This is a genomic window from Loigolactobacillus backii, from assembly GCF_001663675.1.
GTDB classification, from domain to species: Bacteria; Bacillota; Bacilli; order Lactobacillales; family Lactobacillaceae; genus Loigolactobacillus; species Loigolactobacillus backii.
The window spans coordinates 2,296,342-2,323,210 of sequence record NZ_CP014873.1 but is presented as its reverse complement, the minus strand read 5'-3'; the positions used below and the strand labels follow the sequence as shown (position 1 = coordinate 2,323,210).

Annotated in this window: 26 protein-coding genes, 1 riboswitch and 2 other annotated features; of the genes, 22 read left to right on the top strand and 4 right to left on the bottom strand. The window is 40.3% G+C overall.

All coding sequences use genetic code 11. From position 1 onward, the window contains the following. Window positions 1–167 precede the first annotated feature (167 nt). Window positions 168–635, bottom strand: coding sequence for a GAF domain-containing protein (locus tag AYR53_RS10580; protein ID WP_068224901.1), 468 nt, complete (start codon window positions 633–635; stop codon window positions 168–170). A 157-nt stretch (window positions 636–792) separates the two neighbouring features. On the opposite strand from AYR53_RS10580, the gene ezrA reads away from it, so the two are divergent. The 16 genes from ezrA to AYR53_RS10500 all read left to right on the top strand — a co-directional run bounded on the left by ezrA (window position 793) and on the right by AYR53_RS10500 (window position 18,538). Next, the gene (gene ezrA, locus AYR53_RS10575) at window positions 793–2,508 is read left to right on the top strand and encodes a septation ring formation regulator EzrA (RefSeq protein ID WP_068224899.1); all 1,716 of its coding nucleotides are present in this window, start codon (window positions 793–795) and stop codon (window positions 2,506–2,508) included. Window positions 2,509–2,695: 187 nt separating this feature from the next. Continuing rightward, entirely contained in the window at window positions 2,696–3,844 is a 1,149-nt protein-coding gene (locus AYR53_RS10570) for a cysteine desulfurase family protein (RefSeq protein ID WP_068224897.1), read from the top strand. 21 nt (window positions 3,845–3,865) lie between these two features. After that, window positions 3,866–5,083, top strand: a complete 1,218-nt coding sequence (thiI, locus tag AYR53_RS10565; protein WP_068224895.1) for a tRNA uracil 4-sulfurtransferase ThiI — start codon at window positions 3,866–3,868, stop codon at window positions 5,081–5,083. Between the two features lie 136 nt (window positions 5,084–5,219). Continuing rightward, window positions 5,220–5,434: a binding site (T-box leader), on the top strand. A 48-nt stretch (window positions 5,435–5,482) separates the two neighbouring features. Next, window positions 5,483–8,152 (top strand): valine--tRNA ligase, encoded by a 2,670-nt coding sequence (locus AYR53_RS10560; protein WP_404802794.1) that lies wholly within the window; start codon window positions 5,483–5,485, stop codon window positions 8,150–8,152. Between the two features lie 310 nt (window positions 8,153–8,462). Continuing rightward, a complete protein-coding gene (locus tag AYR53_RS10555) occupies window positions 8,463–9,764 on the top strand; it encodes a bifunctional folylpolyglutamate synthase/dihydrofolate synthase (RefSeq protein WP_068224893.1) in 1,302 nt (433 codons plus the stop codon). Between the two features lie 11 nt (window positions 9,765–9,775). Next, window positions 9,776–10,435 carry an HAD family hydrolase gene (locus tag AYR53_RS10550; protein WP_068224891.1) on the top strand — a complete coding sequence of 220 codons (660 nt, stop codon included), beginning with the start codon at window positions 9,776–9,778 and terminating at the stop codon, window positions 10,433–10,435. A 38-nt stretch (window positions 10,436–10,473) separates the two neighbouring features. Beyond that, complete coding sequence (gene radC, locus AYR53_RS10545) at window positions 10,474–11,142, top strand: RadC family protein (RefSeq protein ID WP_068224888.1); 669 nt, start codon at window positions 10,474–10,476, stop codon at window positions 11,140–11,142. Window positions 11,143–11,297: 155 nt separating this feature from the next. Continuing rightward, a complete protein-coding gene (locus AYR53_RS10540; RefSeq protein ID WP_068224886.1) occupies window positions 11,298–11,498 on the top strand; it encodes a cold-shock protein in 201 nt (66 codons plus the stop codon). Window positions 11,499–11,796: 298 nt separating this feature from the next. Continuing rightward, complete coding sequence (locus AYR53_RS10535) at window positions 11,797–12,801, top strand: rod shape-determining protein (protein ID WP_068224884.1); 1,005 nt, start codon at window positions 11,797–11,799, stop codon at window positions 12,799–12,801. A gap of 195 nt (window positions 12,802–12,996) precedes the next feature. Further along, complete coding sequence (gene mreC, locus AYR53_RS10530) at window positions 12,997–13,857, top strand: rod shape-determining protein MreC (protein ID WP_068280363.1); 861 nt, start codon at window positions 12,997–12,999, stop codon at window positions 13,855–13,857. 2 nt (window positions 13,858–13,859) lie between these two features. Beyond that, window positions 13,860–14,384: a rod shape-determining protein MreD gene (mreD, locus tag AYR53_RS10525; RefSeq protein WP_068224882.1), complete on the top strand. Its 525-nt coding sequence runs from the start codon at window positions 13,860–13,862 to the stop codon at window positions 14,382–14,384. Between the two features lie 58 nt (window positions 14,385–14,442). Next, window positions 14,443–15,114, top strand: a complete 672-nt coding sequence (locus tag AYR53_RS10520; RefSeq protein ID WP_068224880.1) for a septum site-determining protein MinC — start codon at window positions 14,443–14,445, stop codon at window positions 15,112–15,114. Between the two features lie 2 nt (window positions 15,115–15,116). After that, a complete protein-coding gene (minD, locus tag AYR53_RS10515; RefSeq protein ID WP_068224878.1) occupies window positions 15,117–15,923 on the top strand; it encodes a septum site-determining protein MinD in 807 nt (268 codons plus the stop codon). Window positions 15,924–15,973: 50 nt separating this feature from the next. Next, window positions 15,974–16,204, top strand: a binding site (T-box leader). A 174-nt stretch (window positions 16,205–16,378) separates the two neighbouring features. Next, on the top strand, window positions 16,379–17,038 hold the full coding sequence (locus AYR53_RS10510; RefSeq protein ID WP_068224876.1) for an amino acid ABC transporter permease: 660 nt from the start codon (window positions 16,379–16,381) through the stop codon (window positions 17,036–17,038). A gap of 12 nt (window positions 17,039–17,050) precedes the next feature. Beyond that, window positions 17,051–17,683, top strand: coding sequence for an amino acid ABC transporter ATP-binding protein (locus AYR53_RS10505; protein WP_068224874.1), 633 nt, complete (start codon window positions 17,051–17,053; stop codon window positions 17,681–17,683). 12 nt (window positions 17,684–17,695) lie between these two features. Continuing rightward, window positions 17,696–18,538 (top strand): amino acid ABC transporter substrate-binding protein, encoded by an 843-nt coding sequence (locus AYR53_RS10500; protein ID WP_068224872.1) that lies wholly within the window; start codon window positions 17,696–17,698, stop codon window positions 18,536–18,538. 81 nt (window positions 18,539–18,619) lie between these two features. Here AYR53_RS10500 and AYR53_RS10495 read toward each other — a convergent pair whose 3' ends face one another. Then, on the bottom strand, window positions 18,620–19,981 hold the full coding sequence (locus AYR53_RS10495; protein WP_068224870.1) for an aspartate kinase: 1,362 nt from the start codon (window positions 19,979–19,981) through the stop codon (window positions 18,620–18,622). A gap of 159 nt (window positions 19,982–20,140) precedes the next feature. Further along, window positions 20,141–20,240, top strand: a riboswitch (TPP riboswitch). Window positions 20,241–20,284: 44 nt separating this feature from the next. Here AYR53_RS10495 and thiT point away from each other — a divergent pair. After that, on the top strand, window positions 20,285–20,884 hold the full coding sequence (gene thiT, locus AYR53_RS10490; RefSeq protein ID WP_068224868.1) for an energy-coupled thiamine transporter ThiT: 600 nt from the start codon (window positions 20,285–20,287) through the stop codon (window positions 20,882–20,884). A 139-nt stretch (window positions 20,885–21,023) separates the two neighbouring features. Here the strand turns inward: thiT and AYR53_RS13350 are convergent, their stop codons facing one another. Together AYR53_RS13350 and AYR53_RS10485 are read right to left on the bottom strand one after the other, a co-directional pair. Beyond that, window positions 21,024–21,140 carry a DUF4044 domain-containing protein gene (locus AYR53_RS13350; RefSeq protein WP_075168894.1) on the bottom strand — a complete coding sequence of 39 codons (117 nt, stop codon included), beginning with the start codon at window positions 21,138–21,140 and terminating at the stop codon, window positions 21,024–21,026. 66 nt (window positions 21,141–21,206) lie between these two features. Then, window positions 21,207–22,160 (bottom strand): magnesium transporter CorA family protein, encoded by a 954-nt coding sequence (locus AYR53_RS10485; RefSeq protein ID WP_068224866.1) that lies wholly within the window; start codon window positions 22,158–22,160, stop codon window positions 21,207–21,209. Window positions 22,161–22,262: 102 nt separating this feature from the next. Between AYR53_RS10485 and AYR53_RS10480 the strand changes: the two genes are divergently transcribed. The 5 genes from AYR53_RS10480 (at window position 22,263) to AYR53_RS10460 (ending at window position 26,847) form a co-directional block, all read left to right on the top strand. Beyond that, on the top strand, window positions 22,263–22,601 hold the full coding sequence (locus tag AYR53_RS10480) for a DUF3397 family protein (protein ID WP_082918505.1): 339 nt from the start codon (window positions 22,263–22,265) through the stop codon (window positions 22,599–22,601). 245 nt (window positions 22,602–22,846) lie between these two features. After that, on the top strand, window positions 22,847–23,278 hold the full coding sequence (mraZ, locus tag AYR53_RS10475; RefSeq protein WP_068224864.1) for a division/cell wall cluster transcriptional repressor MraZ: 432 nt from the start codon (window positions 22,847–22,849) through the stop codon (window positions 23,276–23,278). An 18-nt stretch (window positions 23,279–23,296) separates the two neighbouring features. Beyond that, on the top strand, window positions 23,297–24,247 hold the full coding sequence (gene rsmH / locus AYR53_RS10470; protein WP_068224862.1) for a 16S rRNA (cytosine(1402)-N(4))-methyltransferase RsmH: 951 nt from the start codon (window positions 23,297–23,299) through the stop codon (window positions 24,245–24,247). Between the two features lie 29 nt (window positions 24,248–24,276). Then, the gene (gene ftsL, locus AYR53_RS10465; protein WP_068224860.1) at window positions 24,277–24,675 is read left to right on the top strand and encodes a cell division protein FtsL; all 399 of its coding nucleotides are present in this window, start codon (window positions 24,277–24,279) and stop codon (window positions 24,673–24,675) included. Then, window positions 24,676–26,847: a penicillin-binding protein gene (locus AYR53_RS10460; RefSeq protein ID WP_068224858.1), complete on the top strand. Its 2,172-nt coding sequence runs from the start codon at window positions 24,676–24,678 to the stop codon at window positions 26,845–26,847. It begins immediately after the preceding gene. Window positions 26,848–26,869: the final 22 nt, after the last annotated feature.

The following is a 26,869-nucleotide window of genomic DNA, read 5'->3' as shown; positions in this document are numbered from 1 at the left end:
AAGCTCAGTATACGTGCAGTTTATTTTGCAATTTTCACCATTTGCAGCCGTAGGTTACTTATTGAACGAAGAGTAATAAACTGTTGACGTGTTTACCGCTTGCTGCTGCGTATTTTACACAAAGACCAGTATAGCTTAGCTGCTCAGTTAAAGTCAATGCTAATTGTTTAAATAGTGAGATGTGCCACTAAGGCGTGAGCGAATTCTTCTAAATCATTCTGGTCTTTAGAACTAAAACGGTCGAATTCTAAAGAATCAAGGTCTAACACACCGATTGGTTGGCCCTTTTTAATTAAAGGGACAACCATTTCAGAATTAGTCGCAGAATCACAAGCAATGTGACCCGCGAATTGGTGAACATCAGGGACAATTTGCGTTTGTTGTGTTGAAAAAGCAGTTCCGCAAACGCCCTTACCGAGAGCAATGTGCATGCAGGCTACTTTGCCAGCAAAGGGACCTAAATAAAGGTCATTTTGCTCTTGATCGTATAAATAAAAGCCGGCCCAACTGATATTTGGCAAGCTATCCTTCAATAACGCGGCGGCATTAGCCAAGTTAGAAACGTTGTGAGTTTCGTGATATAAGAGGGCGTCAACTTGTTGAGCAATGAGTGCTGTTTGGTGTTTTTCTGACATTTTATCTGTCCTTTCGTAAGGTAACTGTTCGAAAATTTTGCAATAGTAGTGAAGCGACCCCTTCACTATGCTATAATTTAGATTAGATTTTAGCCATAATTATTGGCAAATGCAAGACAAATAACTTTAATGGCGAAACGTGACGGGGGTTTTATTGATGGAGTATATCTTGATAGGCATTATTATTATTGCGCTACTGGCTTACGTCAGTGTTATTTTATACCAGCGCCGTAATTCAAAAGCCATCGATCAATTACAAACAAAGGAACAGTCATTAAATGATATTCCGGTGAAACAAACACTTAATGAAGTGCGCAAGATGAAGCTTGCAGGTCAGAGTATGACGGCTTTCCAGAAGTGGGAAAAGGCTTATCAGAAGCTTAGTCACGATTCGATTGCAAAAATGGATCAGAAATTATTGGCTGCTGAAACGGCCAATAATCACTACCACTTTTTTGAGGCACAAAAATTAATTAATGGTTTGAAACAAGAGCTTGATGATCTGCGGCAGCAACTTAATGAAATCTTAGCAGGTTTCCAACAATTAAAGAAGCGCCAAGAAAAGAATCAAGAGCAAGAAAAGACGCTTGAGGCAACTTACCAAAAATTACGCAAACAATTGTTAACCAAGAGTTTTGCGTTTGGAACGGCGACCGAACAGTTGGAAGCTAAATTAAGTTATTTGGAAAATGCACATAATAAGTTTGCTAAATTAGCCAAGCATGGCGATCATGTTGAGGCTGAGGGCGTTTTGAAACAACTAGACAAAGATACGACTGAGCTTAATGATTTAATGACTCGTATTCCCCCGCGCTATAAAGAGATCAAGACAGAATTTCCCGATCAGCTTCGCGAATTAAGAAATGGTTACGAACAGCTTGCCCAACAGCGTTACGCTTTTTATGATATTAATATTCCCGATGAATTGGATCAGCTAGATCATGATATCAGTGCAACGAATGATGATTTTGCGACCTTAGATTTAACTAAGATTGAGGCCGGTAATAAGGCAATTGAACAACGAATTGATCACCTTTATGATGTAATTGAGGCCGAAATGTCCGCGCGGCAGCAAGTGGAGAAAGATCAAGCCGATTTAGAAGAATTTATAATGCACGCCAAACGGCAGAGCCACGCATTACTAATTGAATTGGATCATTTGGATCAAAGTTATCATTTAACCCACAATGAAATTACTGACGCAGAAGAACTAAAGAAGCAAATTGATGAGATTGAGGTCAATTTTGCTGAAAATAGTCAAAAAATTTCCGATCATAAGGCCGTTTACTCAATGGTTGCGGATGACTTCAAAAATGCCTTTACGGTTCTAACTAACATTGAAGAGAAACAAAAGTCGATTAATACCAGTGTTCAGGGATTACGTAAAGGAGAGCAGGAAGCTCAAAAAAGTTTACAGTCCTTTGAATTTGAAATTAGAAATATTAAACGGCAAGTTGAAAAATTACGTTTGCCTGGGTTAGCAAAACCATACTTAGACTTTTTCTTTGTTGTAACGGATGAAATAAATCAATTGGCCGATGACCTTAATCAGGTCAAAATCAATTTAGATGATATTACAAAACAATTAATTGCAACGCAAGAGGATCTTAATAAATTAAAAGAAGAAACTAACGATTTGATCGATAGTGCACTACTTACGGAACAACTTTTACAATATTCAAATCGTTACCGCCATAGTCATGCCGAAGTTGCTCAGGCGGGTGACCAAGCATTTCAGATTTTTAATCAGCAGTATGAGTACAAGCAGGCCTTGGAGACGATTGCAACTGAGTTAGAAAAAGTTGAGCCTGGTAGCTACAAGAAAGTTGAAGATAGTTATTACAGTAGCAAACAGGACGATTTATTAGATTAAATAATGTGGGATAAGGAATAATTTTTGAGTGGGACTCATCAATTTATTCTTTATCTCATATTTTAATTGCCCATTTATCACTGCGGATAAGTGCCTTAATGAATTACTTATTTTTAGTTAGCCGTTGTGCTTTAGGTTAATTCTGCTATAATGGGAAAGAATTTTGTTAAAAAGGAAGAGTGGCAACATGATATATTTTGATAATAGTGCAACAACGGCGGCTGCACCGGAAGTTTTAAAAACTTATCAAACCGTAAGTGAAGATTTTTTCGGCAATCCATCAAGTTTGCATGCCATTGGCAATAAGGCTGATAATTTACTGACCCAATCGCGTAAACAAATCGCTAGTTTAATGAAAGTTAGGCCAGATGAAATATATTTCACTAGTGGTGGTACTGAAGGTGACAATTGGGTTGTTAAAGGAACTGCAATTGAAAAGCATCAATTTGGTAAGCATTTAATTACAACTGAGATTGAACATCCGGCCATTAAAAATTCAATGGCGCAATTAGAAAAATTAGGTTTTGAAGTTACCTATTTACCAGTAGATAAAAGGGGCTTTATTAATCCAGCTGATTTAAAAGCTGCTATTCGTTCTGATACTATTTTAGTGTCAATAATGGCAGTTAATAACGAAATTGGCAGCATTCAACCAATTAAAGAAGCGGCCACAATTTTGGAGGATTACCCTAATGTTCATTTTCATGTTGACGCCGTGCAATCAATTGGCAAAGGGCTAGAAGCATTATTGCAAACGCCGCGGATTGATTTCTTAACTTTTTCGGCACATAAATTTCATGGTCCGCGGGGAACTGGTTTTATTTACGCCAAGAAAGGCCGCATGATTGCACCATTACTAACTGGTGGTGGTCAAGAGAATAATTGGCGAAGTGGCACCGAAAATTTACCGGCAATTGCTGGAATGGCAAAGGCCTTACGCCTGTTACTAACTAATGAGGCGGCAAAGGTGGTCCAACAACGTGCGATTAAGGAAAAAATTTATCAGCACGTTAAGCAGTTACCGAAAGTGACGCTTTTTTCAGAAGATGCACAGGATTTTGCCCCACACATTCTTTGTTTTGGGATTGAGGGAGTTCGTGGCGAAACCGTTGTTCATGCTTTTGAGGATCATGATATTTATTTATCAACGACAAGCGCTTGCGCATCAAAAACCGGCGCCATTTCCGGCACATTGGCCGCAATGCACGTCCCAGAAAAGATTGCAACCAGCGCTGTTCGGGTTAGTTTGGATGAAAATAATACAATGGCGGAGGCCGACGCGTTTATTAAGGCCTTTGACCAAATCTATCATCGTTTTGAAATTATAAATTCTTAAAAGTCTGAAAGGAAGAACATTATGCAATATACAGAGATCATGGTTCGTTATGGCGAGTTGTCCACCAAAGGTAAAAACCGCCGTGATTTCATTAATCGGTTATTTGGTAACACGATGAAGGCACTTCAGGCATTTCCGGCATTACAAATTCACGCCAAACGTGATCGGCTACACATCATTTTGAATGGTGAAGATAGTCAGGCAGTTATGGCAAAATTGGGTTTAGTCTTTGGTATTCAAAATTATTCACCAACGATTCGTGTTGAACGTGATATGAATGCTGTTCGCCAGACGGCGATTGCCATGTTAAAAGAACAAGTACAGCAAGGTGCGACGTTTAAGGTTAACACGCGCCGGGCTGACCATAATTTTGAAATGGATACCAACGAAATTAATGCTGATTTAGGTGACATTATTTTAAACGCAATTCCTGAATTAACCGTGCAAATGCATAAACCAGATATTACCTTGCGCGTTGAAGTTCGACTTGATGGTATTTACCTTTCAAGTCAAACAATTCTTGGTGCCGGTGGTTTACCGGTTGGAACGGCCGGTCGTGGTATGTTAATGCTATCTGGGGGGATTGATTCACCAGTTGCAGGTTACTTAGCAATGAAGCGCGGTGTTGATTTACAAATGGTCCACTTCTTTAGCCCACCATATACAAGTGAAAAGGCGTTGGCCAAAGCAAAAGAACTAACCGCTAAAATTGCTCCTTATGCAGGAAGTATTCAGTTTATTGAGGTACCGTTTACTAAGATTCAAGAAGAAATCAAGAATAAGGTGCCCGAAGGTTATTTGATGACCATTCAGCGGCGAATGATGTTGCGGATTACGGACAAAATTCGTGAAATGCACCATGGCCTGGCCATCTTTAATGGTGAGTCATTAGGTCAAGTGGCCTCGCAAACAATGCAAAGTATGGCCGCAATTAATGATGTGACAACAACACCAATTTTACGGCCCGTTATTTCAATGGACAAAAATGAGATTATTAAGATTGCTGAGGACATTGACACTTTTGATTTGTCAGTTATGCCGTTTGAGGATTGCTGTACAATCTTTGCACCACCGGCACCAAAGACACACCCTAACATGGAAAAAACGAGAAACTATGAGAAATTAATCGATGTTGAAGGCTTGATGGCGGAATCAATTGCCGGAATTAAAACTAGTGAAATCAGACCTGATCAGCATTTCTTGGAACAAGATCAGGCAGAAATTGCTGATTTACTTTAGGCAAGTATGTGAATAAGCACAGAAAGTCGCTTTTTAAATGCGATTGGCCTAATTTGATTATGGAATACGAATCAAAATAGTTTTCCAACTCAGACTTATGGCTATTGACCTGCTCATTAATTTTTGCTACAGTAACATCAAAGCATTGAGCAAGAAAGTAACGTCTAAATTTGGGGCTAAGAGATAAAGTTCATTGGCTGAGAGAACTTTACCCACTTAAACGTGAAGGTAACTTGTGAGCTGTTAGACTGAAGTGAGTAGGTCTAGCCGGACAAGTAGTTCGTTAACGTGATGAAGTGGCGCAATAGCGCAATTTAGGTGGTACCGCGAATTTAAGCATTCGTCCTATTAATTAGGATGAATGCTTTTTTGTTTGAGTTTTTAATTATCGAGGAGATGATGGATTTGGCTGATAAAAAAGAAATGTCAACGAAGTATGATCCACAACAAGTTGAGCCCGGTCGGTACGATGAATGGCTCAGCGAAGATTTATTTAAACCATCTGGCAATCCAGATGCAAAACCTTACTCAATTGTCATTCCACCGCCAAATGTGACGGGAAAGCTACATCTTGGTCACGCTTGGGATACAACTTTGCAGGATATGATTATTCGCCAAAAGCGGATGCAAGGCTATGATGTGCTTTGGTTACCAGGAATGGATCACGCCGGGATTGCGACACAGGCTAAAGTAGAGGCCCATTTACGTGAAAAGGGTATCACCCGTTACGATCTTGGACGGGAAAAGTTTATTAAAGAAGTGTGGAACTGGGTTCATGAATATGGTGATATTATCCACCAACAGTGGGCCAAGTTAGGAATTTCCGTGGATTATTCCCGGGAACGTTTCACGCTGGATGACGGTTTATCCAAGGCCGTTCGTAAGGTCTTTGTTAATTTATATAAAAAGGGCCTAATTTATCGTGGGGAATACATCATCAATTGGGATCCTCAGGCGCGAACTGCGTTATCCGATATTGAAGTTATCCATAAGGATGATCAAGGGGCCTTTTACCACGTTAAGTACCCATTTGTTGACCCTGAGTACACTTTTGCTGGCAAACACTACATTGAAATTGCAACCACACGTCCAGAAACAATGTTTGGTGATACTGCGGTTGCTGTAAATCCTAAAGATGAACGGTACAAGGATTTGGTTGGTCGCGAAGTTGTTTTGCCATTACAAGGTCGGCACATTCCAATTATTGCTGATCAATACGTTGATATGGATTTTGGAACTGGGATGGTTAAAATCACACCGGCGCATGATCCTAATGATTTCTTGGTTGGTAATCGGCATGATTTAAAACGAATTAATACGATGAACGAAGATGCCAGTATGAATGAAAATGCTGGCAAGTATGAAGGCATGGATCGCTTTGAAGCGCGCAAGGCAATGGTGGCCGATCTAAAGGATCAAGACTACATGTTAAAAATTGACCCAATTGTTCATAGTGTTGGTCATTCAGAACGGACTGGTGTTCAAGTTGAGGCTCGTTTGTCCACGCAGTGGTTTGTTAAAATGAAACCATTAGCTGAAGCAGCTCTCAAGAATCAGGCCAGTGATCAGAAAGTTAATTTTGTTCCCGAACGATTTGAACATACCTTCACTCAGTGGATGGATAACGTTCACGATTGGGTCATCTCCCGCCAATTATGGTGGGGCCACCGAATTCCGGCCTGGTATAATAAGCAAACTGGTGAAACGTACGTTGGGATGGAAGCACCAGAAGATGCTGAAAATTGGGAACAAGATTCCGATGTTTTAGATACCTGGTTTAGTAGTGCTTTATGGCCATTTTCAACGATGGGCTGGCCGGATACAGATGCCGCCGATTTTAAACGTTATTTTCCAACTAGTACTTTAGTGACCGGCTACGACATTATCTTTTTCTGGGTTTCCCGGATGATTTTCCAAAGTCTCGAATTTACTGGTCAACGGCCATTTAAAAATGTTTTGATTCATGGCCTCATTCGTGATGAACAAGGTCGCAAGATGAGTAAATCATTAGGTAATGGGATTGATCCAATGGAAGTTATCGAGAAGTATGGTGCGGACGCCTTACGCTGGTTCTTAACCACTGGATCAACACCAGGCCAGGATATTCGTTTTTCTTACGACAAAATGGACGCGGCCTGGAACTTCATTAATAAGATTTGGAATGCAAGTCGTTTTGTAATCATGAACCTTGGTGAGATGACTGTGCCAAGTTTGCCGGATAAGGCTGATCGTGATTTGGCTGACCGCTGGATTTTAAGCCGGCTAAATTCAACCATTAAAGATGTGACACGACTATTTGACGATTTTGATTTTGGTGAGGCTGGTCGTTTGTTGTACAACTTTATTTGGAACGATCTTTGTGATTGGTATATTGAGATGAGTAAGGAAGTTCTTTACGGTACTGACGAGACAGCTAAATCTGCTAAACGGCACGCACTTGCTTATGTTCTCGACCAAACCTTAAAATTAATGCACCCAATCATGCCATTTGTGACTGAAGAATTATGGCAGAACATGCCACATGATGGTGAGTCAATTGTCACTGCGGCCTATCCAGTGGAACACGCTGATTTGGCTGATGAGGCGGCCGTTAGTGAAATGTCACGGTTAATTGATTTAATCCGATCGGTTCGAAATATCCGTTCAGAAGTGAATGCACCATTATCCAGCCCAATCGATGTCTTAATTAAGACCACCGATAAGGCCACGGAACAAACTTATCAGGCCAACCGTGAGTATATTGAGCGTTTTGTTCATCCAAAGGAATTACAAATTGGGGATGACGTTAAATCGCCTAAGTTAGCAATGTCTGCGGTTATAACTGGCGCCGAAATCTACGTGCCACTTGCAGAATTAATCGATCTTGATCAAGAAATTGTTCGATTACAAGGTGAGGCCAAAAAATTACAGGCCGAAGTTGATCGGGCTGATAAGAAATTAGGTAATGAGCGTTTCGTTCAAAGTGCTCCCGAAAAAGTTGTTAATGAACAACGAGAAAAACGTGCAGACTATTTGAATAAGTTAACTGCAACTAATGAGCGAATTAATGAATTGAAAGCAAACAAATAATGATCCTAATTTAAAGTCGAAGATAAAATTAACATTTCATCTGCGGCTTTTTATGTTTTTCAAAATAACCTTCAATTATTTTTGCGGCTAACTGCTGTTAAATTTATGAGGGAGTGAGGCAAAGGTCGGCTTTTAGTTTACTGCGTAACGTAGACCAGTCCAGTAATCGTACTGTGGTTATTGGAAGGTACGTGAACCCAGACCTTTGGTGCGCGTTTTAAAGTGATGCTCGGAAATAGTAAGCGGCTAGGACTTTTGCCCCGGCCGCGTGTTAAACTAAACTTAATTCGGAATTAGAGGAGCCAAAATAATGTACGCAGAAACATACGAAGCCGCCTTAACCATAATTCACAATCGACCAAAAATGCATAAAGAAGGCAGCCTAAAGCGGATTAAACGTGCTGTGGCCGCCTTTCAGCATCCTGAAAAAAAACTACGAGTGATCCACGTTGCCGGAACAAACGGTAAAGGGTCAGTTGTTAATGATTTACGTTGTCTTTTAGAGGAACAAGGATTAACGGTTGGAACTTTTACATCACCATTTCTAATGCGTTTTAATGAACGAATCAGTCTCAACGGTCAACCAATTAGTGATAAAGCACTTTTAGATTTGGTTAATTTGGTTGGTCCTAAAATAACTGAACTAGATGCCGTTGATCCAACCAATCAAATCACCGAATTTGAGTTTATTACGCTATTAATGCTAGTTTATTTTGCTGAAAAACAACCCGATGTTGCGATTATCGAAGTTGGTATCGGCGGTCTGACGGATGCAACTAATGTTGTTACACCAATTGTTTCAGTGATTACAACAATTGGTTATGACCACATGGCGTTGCTGGGCGATACACTTCCCAAAATTGCTAAGCATAAGGCTGGGATTATAAAAGAACGGCGGCCAGTCGTTGTTGGTGATATTGCGGCCGAACCGTTGGCAGTTATTAAGCAAAAAGCAGCTAGTTTGGCCAGCCCCATAAGTTGTTTGGGTGGTGACTTTAAAGCAATTAATCGCAACACACTACCAACCTGGGCGGAATCCTTTGACTTTATTAGCGATCAACAAGTAATCAAAAATTTAGTGTTGCCAATGCTAGGTGATTATCAAATTGATAATGCAGCAGTGGCAATTGCCGCATTTTTGATTTTTGCTAAAGAAACTAGTTTAAAAGTGACTGAACGTAGTGTGCGTCACGGGTTGGCTAAATCGATCTGGGCCGGCCGTTTGGAAAAAATTAATGATGAACCGTTAATTATTTTAGATGGTGCTCACAATGAACCTGCAGTGCGTGCCCTAGCTGCAACTTTACGGCAGGATTTTACACAGCAAGAAATTTATTTGATTTTTGCTGCGTTAAAAGATAAAGATACGGTAACGATGCTTAAATTGTTGGAAGGACTACCAAACGTTCACCTTGTTTTAACGCAATTTCAAGGTGCAAGAGTTGAAAGCGTGGCTGAATTGGCTGCGGATAGTGCCAAAAAAATACCGATTTTTGAACACTGGCAGGAGGCCTTTCAAGCGGTAGTTCAACAATCATCCACGGAGGACGTTATTTTATTGACTGGCTCACTGTATTTTGTTTCAGAAGTTCGCCAGTACTTTAAGGCTTAAGGGAGGTTATTATGGTAGTTCACGGAATTATTTTTGATATGGATGGTCTAATGTTTGATTCGGAAAAGCTCTATAACCAAGCAAATATTGAAGCGGCCAAGGAAATGAAGTTACCATTTCCTGATGATTATTACCAGCGGTTTATCGGAGCGTCGGATGATGACATGATGGCGTTTTTTGATGAGGCCTTTGGCGGCAAAGAACAGACCGAACGTTTTATGGAGTTAACGTATCAAAGAATAAATGAATTAGTTCGCACAGGACATTTAAAGAAAAAACCAGGTCTAGATGACTTACTTGATTATTTGGATCAACAGAGAATTGCTAAAATTATTGCCTCCAGTAACTTTAAATCTAAAATTACTGAGTTTTTAGTTGCTGGTGGCATTAGTGATCGCTTTTCAAAGATTGTTTCCGTTGATAAAGTTAAAGCTGGCAAACCTGCACCAGATTTATTTTTGCGGGCCCAAACTGAATTAGCACTTCCTAAAGAACAAGTTTTGATCTTGGAAGATTCACCGAATGGATTGTTAGCGGCTAAGGCGGCAAACATTAATTGTTTGATTGTTCCTGATTTAATTCAACCAACTGATGAAATGCGGCAACAAGCCCTAGCAGTGTTACCTAATTTAGGTGCGGTAAAAGATTACCTTGAAAAAATAAATCACTAAGATTGCGTACTTTACCTTTGTAGAAGGAGCGTGATCGAGTGTTAGTACAAACAGAATTAGAAGTTAGACCGCGAGAACAACTCTTACAAACTAGCGCGGCTACTTTGTCCAACCAACAGTTATTGGCAATCTTATTAGGGACAGGGACGAAACAGCAGCCAGTGATGATGGTTGCCGCGACACTTTTAAGTCGTTACCCTAACTTAACCAATCTAACGTTGGCCACTCCGGCTGAATTGCAGACGGTTACGGGTGTCGGGGTAACAAAGGCAGTTTTATTAAAGGCGGCAATTGAGCTTGGCCAGCGGGTCTGTCAGGCGGCAACCTTTCGCTATGGGGTCATTGTTTCCAGCAGACAAATTGGTGAATTGATGATTAAAAAATTAGCGGGAATGACGCAAGAACGACTGATTGTTTTGTATTTAGATACTAAGAATCAAATCTTGTTAGAAAAAACAATTTTTACGGGAACTTTAAATTCATCAGTTGCTCATCCACGGGAAATCATGGCACCAGCGCTTGATGTTTCTGCGGCTCGTTTTATTTTAGTACATAATCATCCCAGCGGGCAGACGGAACCGTCCAGTTACGATATTAAGTTTAGCCAGCGAATGGCCCATTGTGGTCAATTAATGGGAATTGAGTTACTTGATCACCTCATTGTTGGGAAAGATTATTTAAGTCTGAAAGAACGCGGAGATCTTTAGTCGTGTTCGCTTGTTATTGTAAATTTGGCATGGTAAAATTACTTTGTATTCTTATTAGGTAGTGGATCGAAGTTTCATTAGTAGGGCTTTCCCCATCGTACCAATCGGAATTACAAATTTATAGTGTCTTATTGGCACGAGGAGGATTTTATACTATGGAACACGGTACAGTTAAATGGTTCAATCCCGAGAAGGGCTTTGGTTTTATTTCACGAGAAGACGGCAGCGATGTATTCGTTCATTTCTCCGCAATTCAAGATGAAGGTTTTAAGACACTTGATGAAGGTCAGGCAGTAACTTTTGATGTTGAAGAAAGCGATCGCGGCCCACAAGCAGTTAATGTTGTTAAAGCTTAATGATGATTAGATTAAGAGTTTGGGGGTAAGCCCTAGACTCTTATTTTTTTGAGGTGAAATTGCAAGTCGATTTCTACAAGTAGTACTAATTTTTAATCAATTTTTAAATGGTAACGTTTGCTTTATCTAAAAAAGCTTTAAGTTTTGAAAAGGGCTTATCATTCTTACTAATATTCGGTATGATAGACCATAGGTGAAGAACCAATCGGTGGTTGAAGTGTGTTATAATGCCACTAACTTATACTAAATTGATAATAATGAATGCACTAATTAAGCGATCATTGAAGGAGAGAATATTGTGTTCGGATTAGGAACAAAAAATCTAGGGATCGACCTTGGTACTGCCAATACATTAGTTTACATTGACGGTAAAGGAATCGTACTCCGTGAACCGTCAGTCGTTGCCAAGAATACAAAAACAGGTGACGTTGTTGCCGTTGGTACGGAAGCACGTGATATGATCGGTAGAACACCGGGCAGCATTGTTGCCATTCGGCCGATGAAAGATGGCGTTATTGCTGATTACGATACAACCGCGGCCATGATGAAATACTTTATGGAAAAGGCTTTAGGGCGCTCAAATGGTAAACCTTACGTGATGGTTTGTGTGCCGAGTGGCGTAACCGAGGTTGAAAAGCGGGCGGTTATCGATGCAACTCGCGTGGCTGGTGCACGTGATGCTTACGTAATCGAAGAACCATTTGCTGCTGCAATCGGGGCCGGGCTACCCGTAATGGATCCAACTGGTAGCATGGTTGTTGATATCGGCGGTGGGACAACGGATGTTGCCACGATTTCTTTAGGCGGCATTGTTTCAAGTCGTTCGATTCGAATGGCTGGCGATAAAATTGATGAGGCCGTTATTTATTATATTCGCCAAAACTTTAATTTATTAGTTGGTGAACGCACTGCCGAAGATGTCAAGGTCCAGGTCGGTTCGGCTTCCGTTGAGAAGGCTGCTAAGGGCGATAATATTACCGTTCGTGGTCGTGATCTGATTTCTGGTTTACCCAAGACAGTTGAAGTGAGCGCTGTTGATATTGCTAAGGCGATTCAAGAAGTTGTGGCAGAGATTATTGTGGCAATTAAAGAAACCTTAGAAGAGACTTCACCAGAAATTGCGGCGGATGTCATTGACCACGGAATTGTATTAACTGGTGGTGGCGCTCTGTTGAAGCACCTACCAGAGGTTATTGCTGATGAAACTAAAGTACCAGTCTTTATTGCGCAAGACCCATTGGATTGTGTTGCAATTGGAACCGGTGAATCACTTAAGAATATTGATGTGATGAAGAAACGTTAGCCGATACTAGGCCATGTTTGGAAAATACGGTCCAGGCTGCAATTCGGGCCTTGGTCTATCTTAGTCCGATCAACATCGTCGATGAGGCCAGTAATAGTCCTCAAGTGCGAAGTAGAACCTGAACGCTTTTCCAAACACTCTCTAGGCGGGAAAAGATTCCCGCCTTCTTCATGTCGATTTTATGGGGGTAAACCAATGCAGAAGTTTTTTTCAAACCGAAAATTAATTATTGTCATGATTGCAATCATTATCAGTATGGGCCTCATGGCGTATTCGGTTACTGTTCGTAATAATCAGAAGACGCCACCCCTGGTTCAACAATTTGGGAATGATGTTGTTGGTGTTTTGGACCACGTTGTCGCGGTTCCAACTAATGGAATCAAGGACGGATTTACTTCGGTGGGAACATTAATTAATACTTATCAGGAAAATGCGCAATTAAAAACGCAAGTTGATGATTTAGCGCAAACCAAAATTCAAAACCAAACGTTACAACACGAAAATAAAGAACTAAAAAAGCAGCTGAAACTTAATAAAACTTTGACGGATTATAGCCAAATTTCCGCCGCCGTTTTAACACGTTCGCCAGCAAGTTGGCAAAACTACGTTATTATAAATCGTGGTCAAATTAATGGGATAAAAAAAGATATGCCAGTAATGGCGGGCTCAGGATTAATCGGTCGGGTAGTCGAAGTCAATAAAACCAATTCTAAGGTTCAACTGATTAGTACTGATAGTCAGACTTCTAATCGTTTTGCAGCTGAAATTACGACTAAAAATGGCGGGACAGTTAACGGTGTTATTTCTGGTTATAATGGTCGAACAAGACAAATTACGATGACCCAGTTGAATTCCAACGCAAAAGTCGCCAAGGGTGATACTGTCGAGACTTCTGGCTTAGGTGGTTTAACACCACGGGGGCTTTTCATTGGGAAAGTTAATTCGATTAAGCATGATGATTATGGTCTAGCTTTGTCTGTTGGGATTGAACCAGCTACTAATTTAAATAATTTCACGGTTGTTACGGTTATTAATCGCCAGATTAAGGGGGATTAATAATGCGATCAAAAATTCAGATTTGGGTACCAGTACTGCTTTTTGGATTGATGTTATTTGATGGTAGTTTGAGTACTATTTTTACTAGCCATTTTTATAATTACCCAGATGTTATGATTAGTCGGTTGGTATTATTAGGTTTAGTGTTAGTTTCCTTTTTCTTGCCGGATATGAAACATTTATTATTATGGGCGTTTATTATCGGTTTGTTCTATGATAGTTTCTATACTGGTATTTTAGGTGTATATACGTTTTTATTTCCTTTAATTGTCTATCTAACACGACAAATTCGGGTTTATTTTACACCTACAGCGATCGCAATTGGGGCTATTTATTTAATTGAACTAACGATTTTAGAAAGCTTTGTTTACGGTATGAACCGTTTCATGGGACTAACAACGGCTACTTTGGCTAACTTTATTCCGGATGTTTTAGGTCCAACTTTACTGCTAAATTTAGTGTACTTTGTAATTCTCTATTTTCCTTTAAGACAGTTATTGCTAAAATTAGGTGGAACAACAGTTTAAAGTTAAATTTGGAATTATTTGAAATTAAGAAAATTGTTTTAAAATGGGGAGTGGCAGGATGCAAGATGTCATTTTAAAAGGCCGTCAGGATGGTTATCAGATTACGTTAAAACAAGATAGCGCAATTTCAGGGATTATGACGGAATTGACTGATTTATTTGTTCGTTTAAATCAGGAAAAAAAGGTACCAGGTAATAAAATTATAAATTTTACGATTAAAACCGAGAATCGGTTGTTAACGGAAAAGCAGCAACAGCAAATTTACGCCTTGATTGAACAGTACCCTCAATTTCAAGTAACAACAATTGAGGCCAGTGTTATGACGCACCAGGCTGCACAAAATTGGAAACAACAAGATAACGTGCATTTAAATCGTGCAATTATTCGTAGTGGTCAAGAAATTGACGTTGAAGGTGACGTGCTCTTTATTGGTCAGATACATAATGGCGGTATTTTAAAAGCAACTGGCAGTGTTTTCCTGTTGGGTGTTTGTGAAGGTGTTGTTCAGGCGGGGTTCCCAGATAATGAAGATGCTTTGATTGTCGGAGATTTAACTGATGCTTTTCAGGTTCGTATTTCTGGTAGTGTGGGCATTATTGCGGATGAAGAACGACATTTTGACGGTCGTTCGGTTGCGTACATTAATGATTTACATTTGTTGGACTATTCAACCTTGGATAATCTGAAAGCAATTCGACCACGACTGTACAATAAGATTGGGGAGGCATAATTATGGGAACGGCAATTGTAATCACATCAGGCAAAGGTGGTGTGGGTAAAACAACTTCCAGTGCTAATATCGGAACTGCTTTAGCATTGTTAGACAAGCGTGTTTGTTTAATGGATTTAGATATTGGGTTACGTAACCTAGATGTTGTTTTGGGCCTAGAAAACCGAATTATTTATGATATTGTTGACGTTGCCCGTGGTCGTGCAAAGCTCCACCAGGCTTTAGTTAAGGATAAACGGTTTGAGGATAATTTATATTTATTACCGGCCGCTCAAAACACGGATAAGGATGCATTATTACCCGATGAAGTTAAAGCAATAGTCGATGAATTAAAGGATGAGTTTGATTTCATTATTCTAGATTGCCCAGCCGGTATTGAACAGGGATTCCAAAATGCTATTGCCGGGGCTGATGGTGCCATTGTCGTAACGACTCCCGAGATTTCGGCCGTGCGTGATGCTGATCGTGTGGTTGGCTTGTTGGAGCAAAAGGAAATGAAACAAGAACCACGGTTGATTATCAATCGAATTCGGACACACATGATGGACGATGGAGAAGTTATGGATATTGATGAAATCACCAAACATTTATCAATTTCACTATTAGGAATTGTACTTGACGATGATGGTGTCATTTCTAGCTCTAATCACGGGGACCCAGTTGTTTTAGATCCTAAGAATTTGGCCAGCAAGGGGTACCGCAATATTGCCCGGCGAATTTTAGGGGAGACTGTTCCTTTGATGTCCATCAAAGAAGAGAAAGTTGGCTTCTGGCAACGATTATTTGGTCATAAAAAAAGTCACAATTAATATTTTGAGTTGACAGTTAGATTAAATACTGCTAATGTTATTCTCATAATATAAAAACAGTGAACGGATAAGTAACCCTGATAGTTCTGTAGAGAGTTTCTGGTTGGTGTAAAGAAATGACTATTGGTGGTGAAAACACATCTGGGAGTTTACCTGCTGAAGATAGTAAGCAAGTACGGGATAAGCCCGTTATAGCTGTAGTTACTAATAAACTACTTGAGGTAACTGGTGTGAGCTAGTTACGAACTTGAGGTGGAACCGCGATAATTTTCGTCCTCTTAGCATCGTTTGATGTTAAGGGGACTTTTTTATTTTTTAGTGTTTATTGGCAACTATTTGAGGTGATTATTGTGAAGTAATCACGAATTGGGGTGGAACCGCGTTAACTCGTCCTCGAAAGCAGAGACTGTTTTCGAGGACTTTTTTATTACCGTTAATTATGAGGAGGGAATATTATGAATTTAGCTGGTCAGTGGCACTACGCAATGCAAATCATGCCATCATTATTGTCAGGCGTTCAAATGACGTTATCAATTTTTATTTTTACCTTAATTGGGGCCATTCCGTTGGGGATTATTGTTGGATTAGGGCGTGCTTCTCACTTTAAACCACTAAAGGATTTACTGGGAATTTACGTTTGGATTATGCGGGGGACGCCGTTGTTATTACAGTTAATCGTTGTTTTCTACGGCCTACCAATTATTGGAATTGTTTTTCAACGTTACAACGCGGCCTTATTCGCTTTTATCATTAATTACGCTGCCTACTTTGCCGAAATCTTTCGTGGTGGCCTTCAATCGATTGATCGTGGGCAGTATGAAAGCGCACGGGTTTTAAGGCTAACTTACTGGCAAACAATTCGAAAAATTGTCTTACCCCAAGTTATGAAGATTGTTTTACCATCTATTGGTAATGAAGTCATTAATTTAGTGAAAGATTCTTCGTTAGTTTACGTGATTGGACTGGGTGATTTACTCCGAGCAGGTAATGTTGCAACGTCGCGGGATGTTACCTTGTTACCGTTGCTTTTAGTTGGCATTATTTACTTATTGTTGACGGCGGTTTTAACGTTTATCCAACAACGAGTCGAGAATCACTACAGTTATTTTAAATAGGGGGTGGCCGAAATGTTAGAGCTTAAACAAGTATCAAAACGTTATGGACGAAAAACAATTTTAAATGATTTTAATTTAACGGTTAATCAAGGCGAAATCTTAGCAATTGTTGGTCCATCAGGTGCTGGTAAAACGACACTTTTACGTTGTATTAGTGGCCTAGAACGAATTGATTCTGGTGAAATACAGTTGGATGGTAAGCCATTTGATCCCTACATCAATCGTGACAATGACAGTGTTACTGGGGTTGTTTTTCAGGACTTTCAGCTTTTCCCGAATTTAAACGTTTTAGAAAATATTACTTTGGCACCAATGCTGGCCTTAAAAAAGGATAAGGATGCAGCACGTAAACAGGCATTGGACTTGTTGAAGCGCTTGGGGTTGGACGGTAAAGAGCAGCTTTATCCTTATCAGTTATCTGGTGGCCAAAAACAACGAGTTGCGTTAGCACGAGCATTAGCAATGCAACCTCGAATTCTTTGTTATGATGAACCAACAAGTGCCTTGGATCCTGATTTACGGCAAGAAGTCGAAAAGATGATTTTAGGATTGAAGGCCGACGGAATGACTCAGTTAGTGGTTACCCATGATTTGGACTTTGCCAAACAAATTGCTGATAATATTAAACGGGTTGAAGCACTATAGGAGGTAAGCGATATGCGTAAACGAGTAAGTTTAATTATTCTGAGTCTCCTGATGCTTTTTTCGTTGGCTGGTTTAAGTGGGTGTTCCCAAAAGAAAATGACATCTGATAGTTGGTCAACCATTAAACAAAACAAGCGCGTTGTTGTGGGGCTTGATGATAGTTTTGTACCAATGGGTTTTCGGGCCAAGGATGGTCAATTAAAAGGATTTGATATTGATTTAGCCCGGGCAGTTTTCAAACGTTACGGAATCAAAGTTGATTTTCAAACAATTGATTGGTCAATGAACGCTACTGAATTACGGAACCACACCATTGATTTAATTTGGAATGGTTATACCGTTACGCCAGAGCGTAAACGTGTGGTGCGTTTTTCCGATGATTATTTGCAAAACAAGCAAATTCTTGTGACCTTAAAGAAAAATAACATCAATAGTTTTCAACAAATGCAGGGAAAAGAATTGGGTGTTCAAACGGGCTCATCGGGTTATAGCAGTCTTGAAAGTAATCCTAAACTGTTAAAGCAGTACATCCATAAGCAAACACCAGTTTTGTACGATACCTTTAACGAGGCCTTTATTGATCTAAATGCTGGCCGAATTCAAGGGATGCTAATTGACCGCGTTTACGCCAATTATTATATTGCCCACCAAGCAAACCGCAAAGATTATCAAGTCACACAAGGCAATTTTGCGCCAGAAAACTTTGCGGTAGGAATGCGTAAGTCTGATAAAACGATGCAAAAGAGAATTAATGCGTCGCTGCGAGCTTTATATAAGGATGGGACAATCGCTAAGATTAGTCGTAAGTGGTTTGGCGAGGATGACACCATTAACCCCGCTAATTACGGCAATTAAAAAACGACTGAGTTGGTTTGCCAATTAAAAAGTGACCCTAAGGCTGAAATAAACAGTCTTAGGGTCACTTTTTAATTGCTTTTATTTATCTGCTTTAAAGAATGTTTTGTACAAGCCGCGAACGGTGTTTTGGGCGTCTTTTTCACGAACACCGAACATAATTGAAACGGGTGAAGCACCGTGGTCAAGCGTAACGATAGAGACCCCCGATTGAGCGATACTATTGGTTGCCTTGGCCATCATTCCAATATGATCTTGAATACCTTCACCGACAATCATAACTAAAGCGTAGTTATGAATGATTCGCAGATCGTCTGGATGAATGGCCTCACGAATATCATGCAGTACTTTTGGTTCGAGCTCAGGTGTCAGCTCACTTTCACGAATGATGACGGTGAGATCATCAATTCCGGAAGGGATATGTTCAAAACTGACGTGATGTTTAGCCAAGATTTGCAAAATAGTTGCAACAAAGCCAACTTGTTTATTCATGAGGTATTTGCGAATATAAATACCTAAAAATCCGGCGTCACTTGCAATTCCAGAAATCGGTTTTTTGGCATCGTAGATTTTACGTGCGGAGATTAGCGTACCAGGTTTTGTTGGCTGATTCGTATTTTTCACGCGGACAGAGATTCCACCTTCAATAGCAGGAATTAATGCTTCATCATGAAAAACAGAGAAGCCAGCGTAAGATAGTTCACGCATTTCACGGAAAGTTAGGTGATCAATTGGTTCAGGATTCGGGACAATGTGGGGATCCGCGGCATAAATTGCGTTAACGTCCGTAAAATTCTCGTACAATTCAGCCTTAAAGGCACGACTGAAAATGGCACCGGTAATATCGGAACCACCACGTGAAAAAGTACAGATATCACCGTTTTCGGTGTAGCCAAAAAATCCGGGAATGACAAGGATTTTTTTACTCTTTTTAAAGGTAGCGAGTTTTGCGTAACTTTCTTCTAGTACTTGGGCATCGCCGGGGTGATCGCTAACAACTAGGCCAGATTCGCTTGGGCTAAGGTAGTGACTAGGCACACCAAGGTGATTTAAAATTGCGGCAATTAATTTGGCGTTATTATCTTCACCAGCCGCTTTAAAAGCATCCAACAAGTAGGCATCATTTTTATAAGTTTGGTTAGGTAAATTTAAGATATGTTCACTAATTGGTTGAAACTCACTTGCGGGTAAGTCAAAGCCGGTGGCAATTTCCTGATAGCGGGCCAAGATTTGTTGCTGAACCTCTGTAACAGGTTCTTTTGCGAGTACCAATTGTGCGTATTTAATTAATAGATCGGTTACTTTTTGGTCACCGGAAAAACGTTTACCAGGCGCCGAAACAATAATTGCCTTTCGTTTACTATCTGCCCGGATGATCTTAATGACTTTTTGGAGCTGCGTACTTGTGGCTAGCGAACTACCCCCAAATTTTGCGACTTTCACAACCAATCCACTTCTTTCCCTAAGGTTAAAATAAAATTAGTATTAGCATAGCAAAAACTCATAAGAAACGCAATTGGGATTAGAATACGATTAGTTATTTTAGTTGACAAATGGCCAGCTAAGCAATATCATAAAAGCGGTTTAATAATTAAATAAAGCAACACCACAGAGGGGAGCCTTTTTGGCTGAGAGTGATTCGTTCAGACCCTTAGAACCTGTTATGTTAGTACATGCGAAGGAATTTGTGGCTAGTTAGTGTTTCCCCTCTTGTGGTTTGTTTTTAGTCTAAGGGAGGATTTTTTTATGTCAGATCGACGGTTACATATTTGGGTAGAAGGTGCAATCATTGCTGCAATGGCGATGGCCTTAGAGTATTTTCCACATTCAATTGGACCTTGGATTAATTTATCGTACGGTGTAATTCCAGTTGCAATTTTTAGCCTGCGGCGCGGGGCCAAAGCGGGACTGGCAACCGGGTTAGTTTGGGGATTGTTAGATTTATTTTTACGTGGCTTTGGTGATGGTGGATTTTTGAACCCACTACAAGGCGTTTTGGAATATCCAGTTGCTTTTAGTGTTGTTGGCCTGATTGGTCTCGGAGCGGCACCACTGCGACGTGCTATTACGGCTCAGGCACATAATCGTATTATCGGTATTGCACTGGGGTACACATTACTAGGCGTAATCGTTAAGTATTTCTGTCATTTCTTGGCCGGTGTCATCTACTGGGGATCATACGCACCTAAAGGAATGAATCCTTGGCTTTATTCCCTGGCCGTTAACGGTGGGAGTGCTTTGGCCAACACAATTCTGTCAGGTGTTTTAATTGTTCTATTAGCCAGAGCTTCGGCACGATTATTTTCACCACGAGATACCTTTAAAGCTTTTACAGGCACTAATTAACAGTTATCGTGGATTCTTTGTAATTATAAAATATTTGAAGACATAAAATTAAGGGATTACAGCAAACGCTAGTGTTTGCTGTAATCCCTTTAATGTACTGCATAAATTATGATTTTCAATCAGATAGCCTAAAAGCCAATTATAATAAGCCTAGTGAACCGACCGCGCCAAGAACAACACCGCCAACGGTTGCAAAAAGCATGATCCAAATAATAACTTTCGTCAACTTTGTAAATGTACTGGTTTCCTTTTTCATTTAGGTTCCACCTCATAGCTTAATTTTACCAACAGTTTAACGTGTTTAACCTTAGAATGCAATGGATTAAAAGAAATTTCGCTTTCGTAGCCAATAGCCCGATAGCCAGCAAATAATCAAGGTGATAAGCATGATTAGGCTAAAGGCGTGGGCTAATGCGGCGCCAGGAAGTCTAACGTTCATCCCGTAAATACCCCCGATTATCGTTGGAATTGTTAAGATGATTGTGATCGATGTTAAAACTTTCATAATAATATTGAGGTTATTGGAGACGACTGAGGATACCATATTATTGTATTCATCGAGAATGGATTTTTGCCGGAAAGTCATCGTTTGGGCCTGGTCGCTTTCAATCATAACGTCTTGGAGTAACGCTGAAAATGGATCACTTTCAAAATAGAATTCGGTTGTTTGTAGTTCATTTAATAAATGTTGATTTCGTTTTAAGGCAATTTGAAATTGAATCAGACTTTTTTGCATGGCAGTTAGTTGATAAAGCTCATTGTTACCACTGGCAACTGATAAAGATTTCTCAAGGTGTGCCATTTCGCTGCCGATTTGTTCTAAGTAACTAACGTAACTATGACAAATATACCATAACAAATGTAACGCAAAATTTTCGTGTTCATTAGTGTTAACGTGATGTTCCTTGCGAACAATAAAATCCTGAACAAATAGTGCCGGACGGTTAGTTACGGTAATTAGTGCTTGCGGTGTTAAAATGATCGCAAAAGGGTAGGTTGTTAGTTCGCGATAACCTAAGGGACTAATCGTTTCATGGGGAAAATGAAGTAAGATCAAGGCCGGCTTTTCATCGGTGGCTTGTTCGATACCCTCAGCACGTGGATTTTCACGGTCATCCAAAACGGCGGTTAAGTAGTCGCGGGGGACAGCAAAATGGTCAACTAGACTTTCAATCTCTGCAGGTGTTGGTGCCTCAACGTGTAGCCAGCAGTTTTTTTGTAAGGTGGTGGTTGGTCTTAGTGTACCATCAGTGGCTGTATAAAAACGTTCAATCATTGGTAACCCTCCTTGTTTCTTTTTACCATTATAACTAACTATTCAAGAAAAGACTTTACGTTAAGAAAAACAACGGTAAAATTATAGCTAGAAAGTAGGTTGATGATGGTAACAATAATTTTTCTTATTTTGCCGGAAGTTGTCTTGATTCTCGGTTTAGTTGTTCACCACTTATTACCACGGGTACGGATTAACCCGATTGATTTAATGACACCTTTCTTGTTAATTGCCTGTGACCGAGCGATTAAGCTACAGCTAAATTACACTGCCACTAGCTTAATTGTCATCTTGGTCATGTTAGTCGGTATCTTTGCAGCAATCTTTTTGGCCATTCAGCGTGGCGAAATTATTTACCGTACCTTTTTTAAACTTTGGTGGCGGTTGGTGTTCATTTTAGGCTTCATTGGTTATTTAGGCTGTCTATTGTTATTTTTAAGGTGAAGCGTGTTCAAATAGGATTCCCGCTGCTTTTAGCGGGGGTCCTATTTTTTTAGGCGTTCGCTAATTACGGGGGCAATAATTAAGTTTGCTAATTATTACTTAAATTTATTTAAAAGGGGTTTTGGTTTAGCTAAAAATGCGGGTAAAACCCTATTAACACTAGATTTAACAATTTTAGGTATGGGTATGGTAGAAAGTGGGGGGATGTGGTAGACTAAATTTGTGCACAAATAGAGGTGAAGGCAATGTTCATGGGCGAATTTCACCATACGATTGATCAAAAGGGACGATTAATTATTCCGGCGAAATTTCGTGATGGTTTAGGGACAAATTTCATTCTTACACGTGGTATGGATGGTTGCCTATTTGGGTACCCAATGGATGAATGGCAGATTTTAGAAGGAAAATTAGGAAAGTTGCCATTAACTAAGAAAGATGCCCGTGCCTTTGTCCGTTTCCTCTATTCAGCAGCAACGGAATGTACACTTGATAAACAAGGCCGAATTAATATTCCGCAGGCGTTGACCAAGCACGCAGGTCTAACTAAAGCATGTGTTCTAATTGGTGTTTCTAACCGAATTGAAGTTTGGGATGAAGCCAAGTGGGAACAGTTTAGCGATGACGCCGAAGAGAATTTTGATGATATTGCCGAGAATTTATTGGATTTTGACTTTTAATTTTTAGGAGTAATTAGAATGGCCTTTACGCACGAAACAGTTTTATTAAACGAAACGGTTGCTAGCCTGCAGCTTAAGCCCAATGGCGTTTACGTTGACGCAACATTAGGTGGCGGTGGACATAGTGAATTGATTCTTTCTAAGTTAGCTAAGAATGGTCATTTATTTGCTTTTGATCAGGATGAAGAGGCAATTACCAATGGAAAAAAGCGATTGGCGCCTTATGTTAATAGTGGTCAGGTAACTTTTATTAAGGATAATTTTCGTAATTTAAGTCAGGCTTTGGCCCAACACCAAGTAAATCAGATTGATGGTATCATCTATGATTTAGGTGTTTCTTCACCACAGTTTGATGAGGCTGCGCGTGGGTTTAGCTATAAGCTAACGGCGCCGTTAGATATGCGGATGGATCAAAGTGCCGCTTTAACGGCCCGCGAGATTGTTAATGATTGGCCTTACGCCGACTTGGAACGGATTCTTTATCGTTACGGTGAGGATAAGTTTGCTAAGCGAGTTGCACGAGCGATTGAGCGTGATCGAGCAGTGACACCAATTGAAACGACAACTCAGTTGGCAGAAACTGTGAAACACGCAATTCCAGCGGCTGCCCGGCGAAAGGGTGGTCATCCAGCCAAACGGACATTTCAGGCAATTCGAATTGCCGTTAATGATGAGCTGGGTGCCGCTGAAGAATCACTTGAAGCGGCAATTAAGCTATTAAACGTTAATGGTCGAATTGCGGTTATTACGTTCCAATCGTTAGAGGATCGTTTGGTCAGGACCATTTTTCGTGATCACGCGCGGACACCAGAAATTCCTCGTGGGTTGCCAATTATGGGTGCCGGGGAACAGGCTGAGCTTAAAATCATTACCAAAAAGCCCATCTTACCGACGGCTACGGAAATAGAAAAGAATCGGCGTTCAAGAAGTGCACAGTTGCGTGTAGCAGAAAAACAAGTACAAAAATAAACGAATTTGAATCAAGGATGTGGATGAGTATGGCAGATGAAAGTGCAGCAAGAGATTTCTCTTCATTAGCGGACCCGGTAGCCCCAAGTGTGACCCAACCAGATATACATATACAAGAAACACCACAGGTACAGCCAGTTGCAACGCCAGCGAGTCACGTCGCCATTTCCGCTTTTGAGCGGACTTTGATGGTTACGTTAGGCATTGTCTTGGTATCGCTTTGTACGATGATTGTTTCTAGTAAAATTGCGGTGTCTTCAGCACAACAACACCTGCAAGATATTGGTCAGTCGGTTACGGCACTCCAATTACAAAATACGAATTATAAGCAAGAAATTAATGAGTTGATGCAGTCTAATCATTTAAACGATGTCGCTGCACGTGATGGTTTGTCCTTAAATGAAGCAAATATAAGGAATGTTAAATAGATGAAGTCTTCCAAAAATAAACGATTGATAAATAAAAGGAATCCACGCCGCAACCGCCAAATCATTGGTGGTGCGTTTCTTTTCGCCGTGGTAGCCATCTTCCTTTTATTTATCTTTCGTTTTTCTTATATCGTAGCAAGCGGCAAAATTGATGACCAGAATTTAACTAAAAAGGCTGAAGCTCTTTACCAAGATGACAGTGTCCTCAAGGCAAATCGCGGGACTATTTTTGATGCCATGGGAAACCCGATTGCGGAGGATTCAACCTCTTATTCGATCTATGCCGTTATTGATCACCGGTATACGGGGTCAAATGATAAGAAGTTGTATGTAACCGATAAGAATAAAGTAGCAACTGTTTTAAGCCAGTACTTACCCATGAGTAAAAAAGATATTTTAAAAACTTTGAATCCACAAAATAAAAAAACGTTCCAAGTGGAGTTTGGGACTGCTGGTCAGGGGTTATCCTTGGCCATTAAGCAAGAAATTGAAAATCATAACTTGCGGGGCGTTTATTTTACCGAAACACCGGCACGTCTATACCCTAATGGCACCTTTGCGTCGCACCAAATTGGATTGGCCCAGCAAAGTACAACCAGTAAGGCGGGGACTAGTACGACCGCCTTAACTGGTGTAATGGGGATCGAAAAAAGTTATAATAAAATTCTTAGTGGTACAAATGGGGTTAAACAAGTTAAGAAGGATTCTTATGGCTACCAGCTGCCTAATACAAAAGTTAAACAAAAGGCCGCCAAGAATGGTAGTGACGTCTATTTAACAATTGATTCACGTTTGCAATCATATTTGGAAACACTATTGACTAAAGCACAAACTAAATATGATGCTAAGGGTTTTAACGCCATTTTAATGAATCCCAAAACTGGTCAGATTTTGGCTGCTTCCCAACGACCAACGTTTAATCCACAAACGGGTGCTAGTCTGGGAAGTTTTTGGCGGGATACGCTTACTGAGGATGCCTACGAACCTGGCTCAGTTATGAAGGTCTTTACACTGGCGTCGATTATTGATGCCGGTAAATATCCACCTAATTCGTACTATACTTCTGGTCAAGTACAAGTCGGTGGTAGTACCATCCATGATTGGAACACAACTGGTTGGGGATCAATCCCTTACGCCCAGGCATTTCCACGTTCTAGTAACGTTGGCTTTGTTCATCTAGAACAAATTCTTGGAGAAAAAGAGTGGTTGGAGTACATTAAGAAATTTAAGTTCTTACAATCAACTAATTCTGGCTTGTCCGGTGAATCTTCAGGCAGTATTCAATTTAAGAGTGCCTCTGATCAAGCAATCACATCATTTGGTCAAGGAATTAATGTAACGGCGATGCAAATGATGCAAGGTTATTCGGCAATTGCTAATGATGGTAAAGAAATGAAACCACAGATAATCGACAAGGTTGTTAATCCGACGACCGGTAAAACGACGAAGTATAAGCCAGTAACGGTTGGTCATCCAGTTAAAAAGAGTACCACAAAGCAAGTTTTAAAGGATATGCAGGATGTTGTTTATAAGAATTATGGGACGGGTGCAGTTTATAAAATTCCTGGTTACCGAATCGCGGCAAAAACTGGGACCGCTCAAATTAGTACGGCCAATGGTGGTGGCTACTTAACGGGAGATAATAACTACATTTTTTCCGTTGTTGGTATGGCGCCGGCAAAAAATCCGCAATATGTCCTTTACATTACGATGAAACAGCCGCAAAATATGACAGAGTCACCTGAAAAAATTCTATCGGAAATCTTTAATCCAATGATGAAACGAGCATTGGAATATAATCAAGGCAAGACAACTAAAACGGATCAGGCGACAATGCCAAAAATTAGTGGGGAAGCCGTAAACGATAGTGTGTCTACTTTGACCAAGGCGCAATTAAAACCGGTTCAGATTGGTACCGGGAATACGGTTGTTCAACAATTACCACAAGCAGGTGAAAAGGTTCTGAGCAATCAGCATGTTTTTGTTATGACTAATGGTGCTATGACAATGCCAGACATGACCGGCTGGTCTAAGAGTGATGTTCTAAAATTTGCGGAAATTACGGGTAAATCGGTAAAAATCAGTGGAACAGGCTACGTTACAAAGCAAGATCTAGCCGCAAAAAGTCTACTAGATTCAACCAAGGAAATTACAGTTACACTACAACCATGATAAATTAGGGAGTTTTAAAACG